At 64.3% G+C, this 8,499-nt stretch carries 9 protein-coding genes; 8 read left to right on the top strand and 1 reads right to left on the bottom strand.

What is annotated here, in order from left to right; all coding sequences use genetic code 11:
• A partial coding sequence (locus DI573_RS12305) for a hypothetical protein (protein ID WP_292814669.1) occupies nucleotides 1-210 on the top strand: 210 nt, incomplete at its 5' end.
• Between the two features lie 20 nt (nucleotides 211-230).
• Here the strand turns inward: DI573_RS12305 and DI573_RS12300 are convergent.
• Nucleotides 231-872, bottom strand: a complete 642-nt coding sequence (locus DI573_RS12300; RefSeq protein ID WP_036295197.1) for an NYN domain-containing protein — start codon at nucleotides 870-872, stop codon at nucleotides 231-233.
• 213 nt (nucleotides 873-1,085) lie between these two features.
• On the opposite strand from DI573_RS12300, the gene DI573_RS12295 reads away from it, so the two are divergent.
• From DI573_RS12295 to DI573_RS12265, 7 genes are all read left to right on the top strand, one after another.
• Nucleotides 1,086-1,367, top strand: coding sequence for a helix-turn-helix domain-containing protein (locus DI573_RS12295; protein WP_269268607.1), 282 nt, complete (start codon nucleotides 1,086-1,088; stop codon nucleotides 1,365-1,367).
• A 72-nt stretch (nucleotides 1,368-1,439) separates the two neighbouring features.
• Nucleotides 1,440-1,820, top strand: coding sequence for a hypothetical protein (locus DI573_RS12290; protein ID WP_275277695.1), 381 nt, complete (start codon nucleotides 1,440-1,442; stop codon nucleotides 1,818-1,820).
• A gap of 47 nt (nucleotides 1,821-1,867) precedes the next feature.
• Nucleotides 1,868-2,275 carry a hypothetical protein gene (locus tag DI573_RS12285; protein WP_275277694.1) on the top strand — a complete coding sequence of 136 codons (408 nt, stop codon included), beginning with the start codon at nucleotides 1,868-1,870 and terminating at the stop codon, nucleotides 2,273-2,275.
• Complete coding sequence (locus DI573_RS12280; RefSeq protein ID WP_275277693.1) at nucleotides 2,268-3,077, top strand: hypothetical protein; 810 nt, start codon at nucleotides 2,268-2,270, stop codon at nucleotides 3,075-3,077. The genes DI573_RS12285 and DI573_RS12280 overlap by 8 nt, the downstream gene beginning before the upstream one ends.
• Before the next feature lie 48 nt (nucleotides 3,078-3,125).
• Nucleotides 3,126-3,308 carry a helix-turn-helix domain-containing protein gene (locus DI573_RS12275; RefSeq protein WP_275277692.1) on the top strand — a complete coding sequence of 61 codons (183 nt, stop codon included), beginning with the start codon at nucleotides 3,126-3,128 and terminating at the stop codon, nucleotides 3,306-3,308.
• A gap of 70 nt (nucleotides 3,309-3,378) precedes the next feature.
• A complete protein-coding gene (locus DI573_RS12270) occupies nucleotides 3,379-6,978 on the top strand; it encodes a helicase-related protein (protein WP_292814658.1) in 3,600 nt (1,199 codons plus the stop codon).
• Nucleotides 6,975-8,499: DUF1156 domain-containing protein (locus DI573_RS12265; RefSeq protein ID WP_292814655.1), on the top strand; the 1,525-nt coding region annotated here is incomplete at its 3' end. The genes DI573_RS12270 and DI573_RS12265, both read left to right, overlap by 4 nt.

Below are 8,499 nucleotides of genomic sequence, written 5' to 3'. Positions count from 1 at the left end.
GAGATCGAGTCGTTGCGAAGCTCGCTGGCCGATCGTGCAGCCCAGATCAAACAGCTCCGCGAGCGAGTGAGCAGCCTCGAAGCACAGCTGACGATCGCCGCGACCGCCATCGCCGAGCTGCACGTCGAGAACCAGTTGCTGCGTGGCGACGACCCGAGCCGCAACATCACTCCGATGAAGCGCCCGAACGCGGACTCACGCCGCACGTGACGGGGGCTACCTCGCTCGCATCATCGCCACTTCGGAGGTCGGGTGTACGTGGTCGCGCCGACGGTGAAGCTCTCGGGCAGAAGAGCCTGGCGGATCTTGTCGCGACCGATCTGCGACGACGCGGGCATCAGCTGCTTGAGTTCGCTCGAGAACCGCTTGGGTGGGAAGGCGGCGCCGATGAACATGTGCGGGCGGAATTGTTTGGCCGCCCTGACCGCGGGCGCAAGATCGCTGTCGGCGCTGATGATCAGTGCCGAGTCCATCGCGTTCGCAGCGGCGTCGCCCACAAGAGCAACGGCGATGTTGACGTCGGTCTCCTTCTCCTCGTGCACCGTACGCGTTGCGCGACAGTTGAAGCACGTCACGGTCTTCGCTTGATATCGGCCCTGCGTGACGCTGAAGACGTTGGTGTGACGCGCAGCGACGGCTGCCTGATGGTAGGCCTGACGACTGGCCGCGCCCGCATCGCCCAGCACAGGTGCGGTGAAGTACTTCACCGCGACGATGTGGCTGCGTGGGCGCAGGCTCTGCGCGAGTGCGACGAAGTCGATCCAGAGCGTCGAGCGTCCGAACTTGTCGTGCATGCCGTGATAGAAGTTGAAGCCGTCGATGTAGACGATGAGGCGCTCGTGCGGCGGTCCAGGAACGGGTGAGGCTGACAACAGACGACTCCAAATCGGTGCACGAGGTGATCACCTTCCTACCAGCGATCGTGTGTATAGTGTGGATACACCCCGCCCGGTTGTTCATCCCAACCGTGGCCCGACGCCCTCCCTCGTGGAGGGCGTCTTTGTGTCCGAGCCGGATCATAGAGCCATCGAGATTGCCATACAGATTAGGCCTTACTGCAGAGGCCTAATCGTGACGCTTGAGGGGTGCCTTCTCCCGCGACCTCGCCTGATGCGTGGGACCACTACGCTCGCGAGCTCGGCCAGAACATCCAGCGGGAGCGAGCGCGTGTCGGGTACAGCCAGGACCGTGTGGCGTACGAGTCCAACCTGAGCCGCTACACGTACCAGAAGCTCGAGAAGGGCGAGTCGAAGCCCGGAACTCCCGCGAATCCGACCGTCAAGACTCTGCTGGCGGTAGCTCAGGTGCTCGACGTTCAGCTCACGGACCTCTTGCCCAGCGCGACGCCCGACCTCACGATCCGCTGAGGCACTTCGGCGTTGCGGGTGACAGTCCGCGACTACCAAGAGAGGCCTAATCTGTATGGCATTCTGCACTGTATGGGCGCTGCGGAACTCAACCAGGAGTCGTTCGTCATGGCGGTGGAAGATCCCTACCTCACCGCCCTGATCGGAACGATCGAGGAGCCCGCCGGATCCAGCACCGCAGCCCAAGCCGGCAGGTTGACGATCGCATGGTGGGACACACATGGCACTGGGCCGTCGTGCACCGAACTCTTGAACGCGATGTTCACGAGCATCGCGTGGGGCGACGTCATCGAAGACCCGGGACGGACACTCCTCGAACGCCGCGAACAGACCGAGCTCATCCAACGCTGGCTGATCAGCTACTGGACCCGACTGGGCGCGATCGCCTTCATCCCCGGACACGACGACGTCGTACGGCCGGGACGAATCTATCCCGAGCCGGAGACTGACTGATCCATCACCGCCTGATAGGTTGGCCGGTTCTACGTCGAGGAGGAAGCATGCGCGAGATCTCAATCGCAGGCCGTACGGTCACGGTCTCGCTCGTCGCTACCACGCACGGCGAGGATGGCGATATCCAGCGCTACCTCGTCGAGGTGTCGGGCTCGGACGCCGCGACCCACCTCTCGGTTCTCCGCATGACCAGCGCAGTCGATGCACGCGCAATGGCGTCGGCGATCGAGACCGAGCTCCTGCTCGACTATCCGGGCAGTCGTGACGACGGAGTCCTGCGCGATCCGAGCGTTCGCGCCTGGCGCGACGAGCATCGGACCGCGATCGAGGCCGCTCTCGGTCAGCTGCGTGACGAGATCGCTGGGATGCCGCCGGAGCCGGTCAGCGACCTCGAACGAGCGCTGCTTCGAGCCTTCGAGATGGATCCCGACGCCCCGGATCCTGGCGATGCGTGAGTACCCCTGGTTCGACTTCGACCAAGTCGACTTCGTGACCTCTGACACCCACTTCAGTCATGCCCGCATCAGCGAGCTCGCCGACCGTCCCTTCTCAACCGTCGCGGAGATGGATGCCGCGCTGATTGGCCGATGGAACGACGTTGTCGCTCCTGACTCCGTCGTGCTGCACCTGGGAGATCTCGCGCTCGGAGCGATCGCTGAATCCCTTCCGCTCACCGCGCACCTGCACGGACGCCGACTCCTCGTCCCCGGCAACCACGACCGCGTCTCGCCCGCGACGCAGTCGAAGAGAGCCATCGAGCGATTCCTGCCCATGTACGAAGCGGCGGGCTGGGAGATCCTCCCGGAGGTCATCGAGGGAACCCGCCACGGGTACAGGATCATCGCCTCGCACTATCCCTACGCTGGCGACAGCCAGCCCACCGATCGTCACACATCACATCGCCCCCGCTGGGACGACGGCATCCCGCTCCTCCACGGGCACACCCACGCGCGCGACCACGGCCCGAACGGTCATCAGTTCCACGTGGGCGTCGACGCTCACGACTTCGCGCCGATCCCGTTCAGCGTGATCGACGCCTGGATCCGCGGCTTGCCTGAAATCGAGACGCGGCTGCAGACTGCAGTCCGCGAGGCACGGGAGGTCATCGCCGACCTGGACGACACGCCGCCATCGAGCATGGACTTGATGTTCTTCATGCAGGCCTTCGACGAACTTCACATGCACCTCGAAGAACTGCTGGCCGCCGTCGACGACGTCGAGCAAGTCAAAGGCGACGACGGTCAGGGTTCCCGATAGGATCGGCCATACCCGGATACATCCGGCTCAATCCGCATGGGGGCGTGAATGTCCGAGCCGTGGCTCTCTGCCGACGACATCGCTGAGCACTTGGGCGTGACCAAAGACACGGTCTACGCCTGGATCTCCGAGAAGGGGATGCCGGCGCACAAGGTCGGGCGTCTGTGGAAGTTCCAGGCGAGCGAGGTCGACGACTGGGTGCGCAAGGGGGATGCCGGATCGCCGGATTGACTCTGCCGGCCGAGATGTCGGCGGCGCGACGTATCCTGATCGACTTGCCATTTTCCAGGGGAGGAACCACGTGGATGAACCTGCGGTGACGCTCGCCTCGCTGCGCGCTGGGCAACGCCTGCGTGGCGTCATGCCCGGGCAGTCGGTGACGCTCGTCGGCGTGACGCCGCTGGATGATGCACTCGTCGAGATTTTCTTCCGTGACGACTCCGGCCGCACCGGTGAACGCATGGTCACCGATGCGGATGCCGGCAAGCTGGAACTAGTCACGGAGCTGGGTAACGCACCCGCGTTCGACGGCGACCCTCACGAGTTCCGGCTTGCGGCCGAGGCGCTGCGCATCAAGTACGCCGCGCTCTACGACCCGATGGCGGCGGTGAATAGTTCGGACGTCGACCCACTGCCACACCAGATCCGCGCGGTCTACGAAGAGCTCCTCCCACGAATTCCGCTGCGGTTCCTGCTCGCCGACGACCCCGGCGCCGGCAAGACGATCATGGCCGGCCTCTATCTGAAGGAGCTCATCCTCCGTGCCGATTGCGAGCGTGCGCTGATCGTCGCTCCCGGCGGCCTGGTGGAGCAGTGGCGTGAAGAGCTGTCGCAGAAGTTCGATCTCTCGTTCGAGATCTTCAACCGCCAGATGGTCGACGACGCGGAGGGCCGCAACGTGTTCGCCGAGCACCCGTTCCTGATCGCACGGATGGACCAGCTTTCCCGCAGCGACGACCTGATCGAGCAGCTCTCCGACGTGACGTGGGACGCGGTCGTTGTAGACGAGGCGCACCGCATGTCGGCGCATTACTCCTCCTGGGCGGGTCAAGTCGACGAGACGAAGCGGTTCCGGCTCGGCCGACTGCTCGCTGAGACCGCCCACAACGTCCTCCTGATGACCGCGACACCGCACGCCGGGAAGGAAGAGGACTTCCAGCTGTTCATGTCGCTGCTGGACCGGGATCGGTTCGAGGGACAGTTCCGCGCCGGCGTTCATCGGACCGACACGCGTGGACTGATGCGCCGAATGGTGAAGGAGGAGCTCCTCACCTTCGAGGGCAAACCACTGTTCCCGGAACGCCGCGCCTACACGGTCGAGTACGAGCTCAGCGACGCAGAACGCGAACTGTACGAACTCGTCACCGGCTACGTCCGCACCGAGATGGGCCGCGCGGAACGCCTCGCGCAGTCGGGCGACAAGAAGCGCGGCAACAACGTGGGGTTCGCACTCACCGTTCTGCAGAGACGCCTCGCCTCGAGCCCCGAAGCGATCCTCCGATCGCTTGAGCGACGCCAGGTGAGACTTGAGACGCGTCTGCGCGAATGGCAGCGCGCGACCGACGAGGCACGGTACAGCACCTCGATGACCGCGACCATCGACGAGTGGTCGACGGGCCGCGTGACTCTCGACTTCGAGGACGCGTCCAACACGATTCCGAGCTTCGATCCCGACCTGTTCGACGACCTCGACGAGGAGGTCGCCGAGGAGGAGCGCGCACAGTTCGAAGCGCGCGTCGACGAAGTCGTGGACCTCGCCACCGCCGCGGAGTCGATCGGAGAGCTCCGCGCGGAGATCGCGATCCTCGAAGACCTCATCCGTGTCGCCCGTCGAGTTCGACTGCTCGACGACGATAAGAAGTGGGTGCAGCTGCGCGCGATCCTCGACGAGCAGCTCCTCGTCCACGACGACTCCGGCGAGCCGCGCAAGATCATCATCTTCACCGAGCACAAGGACACACTGGACTACCTGCGGCAGAAGATCACGACACAGCTGGGACGCCCCGAGTCAGTCATCACCATTCACGGTGGCACCCGCCGCGAAGATCGCAAAGCGGCGCGCGAGCAGTTCACATACGACCGAAATACCGTCGTGCTGTTGGCGACGGATGCCGCGGGTGAAGGCCTCAACCTGCAACGCGCGCATCTCATGGTCAACTACGACCTTCCATGGAACCCCAACCGGATCGAGCAGCGCTTCGGCCGCATCCACCGCATTGGCCAGCGCGAAGTGTGCCACCTGTGGAACATGGTCGCGAAAGACACTCGCGAAGGGGACGTGTTCACCCGGTTGCTGTCGAAGATCGACCAGATGTCGATCGCGTACAACGGCAATCTCTTCAACGTCCTCGGCGATGCGGATGCTTTCCAGGAGAAGTCGCTCCGTGAACTGCTGATCGAAGCGATCCGGTACGGTGACGAGCCCGAACGCAAGGCCGAGCTCGACCGCGTCATCGACGCGAGCGTCGCCCAAGGGCTCGACACCATGGTCGCCGAACGCGCCCTGCACCCCGAGATGTACTCCTCACTCAACCTCGAAGAGATCTGTGAGCGGATGGAGAAGGCCCGCGAGCGACGCCTGCAGCCCGGATACATCGCGGCATTCTTCCTCCCCGCCTTCGAACGCCTCGGCGGCCGCATCCGTCGGCGCGAGAAGGGTCGATACGAGATCACGCGGGTACCGCAGCGCGTCATCGACACGGCACGCAGACTCAACCGGTGGGCGCCCGTGCCGGAGCGGTACGAAAGAGCCACGTTCGAGACCTCACTCGTTCGCCCCGAGAATCAGACGGAGGCGGCGCTCCTCGCCCCCGGCCACCCGCTGCTGCAAGCGGTCATCGACCTCACCATCGAAGACCTGGGGCCAGTGCTCAAGCGCGGGACGGTGTTTGTCGACCGTCGCGAACAGCAGTCCGATCGCACGGGGCTGCTTTACGCGGTCGAGCAGCGTATCCAGAACGCCACACCCGACCCCGACACTGTCTCGCACCACTTCGATTACCCCGTCCTCGACACCGCAGGCGACGTGACGTTGGCAGCCGCGCCCCCGTACCTCGACTACGACGCACCAGACCCCGACGAGGCCGATGCAATCGCGGAGGTCCTTGACGCCGAATGGGCGAAGAGCGACCACGAACGATCCATCCGCGCGTGGGCATACCGCGACGGACTCGCCCCCCGCATGGAGGAGCTCAGCGCTCAGCTCCTAGTAGACGTCGACCGCACCCGCGTGCAGGTCAAAGAGCGACTGCTCGCCGAGATCAACCACTGGGATCGCGAGCACAACCGCCTCGAAGCTCTCGAACGCGCCGGGACCATCGGCCGCATCCGCGCAGAAGCCGCGCTCCAACGAGCACGCCAACTCGACGAACGACTCGAGAAGCGGCTCCGCGCGCTCGACGAAAGCACGCAACTCGTCGCGTTGCCCGCGGTCGTCCGTGGGTCAGCGCTCGTTGTGCCGAGCCAGCAGCTGTCGGTCGGCGACGAGACTGCCACACCCAAGACCTTCGCGCGCGAGACCGAACTCGTCGAACGCCGAGCAGTCGAGGCCGTCCTTGCCGCTGAACATGCACTCGGCCGCACGCCACGCGAGATGCCCCGGAACAACCCGGGCTACGACATCCAGTCTTTCGATGCCGACGGGCGCATCCACTACATCGAAGTGAAGGGCCGGATCGAGGGATCCGACACCTTCACCATCACGACAAACGAAGTCACCTTCGCCCAGACGCAAGGCGACCGCCACCGACTCGCCCTCGTGCTCGTCTCGCCGGATGGCGAGAAGCGGGACCGACTCCGCTACGTGCTCGACGCATTCACCCACATCGAGCCGTCCGCGACAACCCGCTCGTACAACGAGGAGTGGCGCGACTACTGGGACCGCGGAGGCCCGCCGCGATGATCAGCCCGATCGAGCCGACCACCCTAGCCATGAGAGATGCACTAGTGAACGCGACACCCAAGAAGAAGCTCATCGAGACATCTCTGCCACTCGAAGCCATCAACGCCGAGGCGTCGCGCGAGAAGTCGATCCGGCATGGGCACCCGTCGACGCTACACATCTACTGGGCGCGGCGCCCGCTCGCGGCAGCACGCGCGGTCCTGTTCGCGCAGCTCGTTGACGATCCATCGTCACGCCCGGAAGAGTTCCCCACCGTCGAGGAGCAGGATGTGGAGCGCGCCCGTTTGCATGCACTGATGACGAGGCTCGTTGCCTGGGAGAACAGCAACGATGAGAAGCTCCTCGAGCAGGCGCGTAGCGAGATCCGCAAGTCGAATGATGGCCAGCTTCCCGCGGTACTAGATCCATTCGCAGGTGGCGGCGCGATCCCACTCGAAGCGCAGCGACTCGGGTTGGAGGCTCACGCCAGCGATCTGAACCCGCTGGCAGTGCTAATCAACAAGGCTCTCATCGAGATCCCGACTAGGTTCTCCGGAAGGGCACCTGTGTTCCCGAATGCCTCGAGCACTCGGATGGGGTGGCGTCGTGCGGAGGGGCTCGCCGAGGACGTTCGCCGCTATGGCGAGTGGATGCGCGACGAGGCCGAGAGACGGATCGGGCACCTCTATCCCAAGGTGACGGCGGAAGGTGGCACTGAGCACACTGTCATCGCGTGGATCTGGGCCCGCACGGTCAAGAGCCCCAACCCGGCGAACCCGATCGATGTACCGCTCGTGCGCTCATGGTGGCTGAGTAAGAAGAAGGGCAAAGAGTCCTGGATCCATGCCGAAGTTGTCGACGGTGCGGTGCGCTACGAAGTGCGTCACGATGCGGACGGGCCGAGAGGCGACGACGATGGGACAATCGGCCGCCAAGGCGCGGTCGCGATCAGCGATGGCACACCCATGTCACTCAACTACATCCGCGAAGAGGGTCGCGCTGGGCGGATGGGGGTACACCTCATGGCGGTCGTGGGCGAGGCGAAACGCGGACGCGTGTACGTGACGCCGACTCCAGAACACACCAAAGTGGCGGCGGTGGAGCGACCAGCCGATGTGCCGGAAGGCAACCTTCCGAAGAACCCACGAGATTTCAAGACGCCCAACTACGGCCTCAACACCTGGGCAGATCTGTTCACCAATCGTCAGCTTGTGGCGCTGACTACATTGAGCGACTTGGTCGGCGAGGCGCGAGAGAAGGCGCTGTCAGACGCTCAAGCAGCTGGGCTTTCGGCTGGGGATCGCTTGGAGGACGGCGGAACGGGCGCTATTGCATACGCCGACGCGATCGCTACGTACCTTGCGTTCGGCGTCTCAAAGCAAACTGACTACAGCAACCGGTTATGCAGTTGGCGAAGCGACACAAAGAACGAAGGAATCGGGCATCTCTTCGCCCGCCAAGCCATCCCGATGGTCTGGGATTTTGCTGAAGGGAATGTATTCTCGAGTTCATCGGGCAACTTCCTCGACCAGTTCACGTGGA

The organism is Microbacterium sp. (genome assembly GCF_003248605.1).
In the GTDB taxonomy this organism is placed as follows: domain Bacteria; phylum Actinomycetota; class Actinomycetes; order Actinomycetales; family Microbacteriaceae; genus Microbacterium.
The sequence above is the reverse complement of the archived record's forward strand: the minus strand, read 5'-3'. Positions and strand labels throughout refer to the sequence as shown.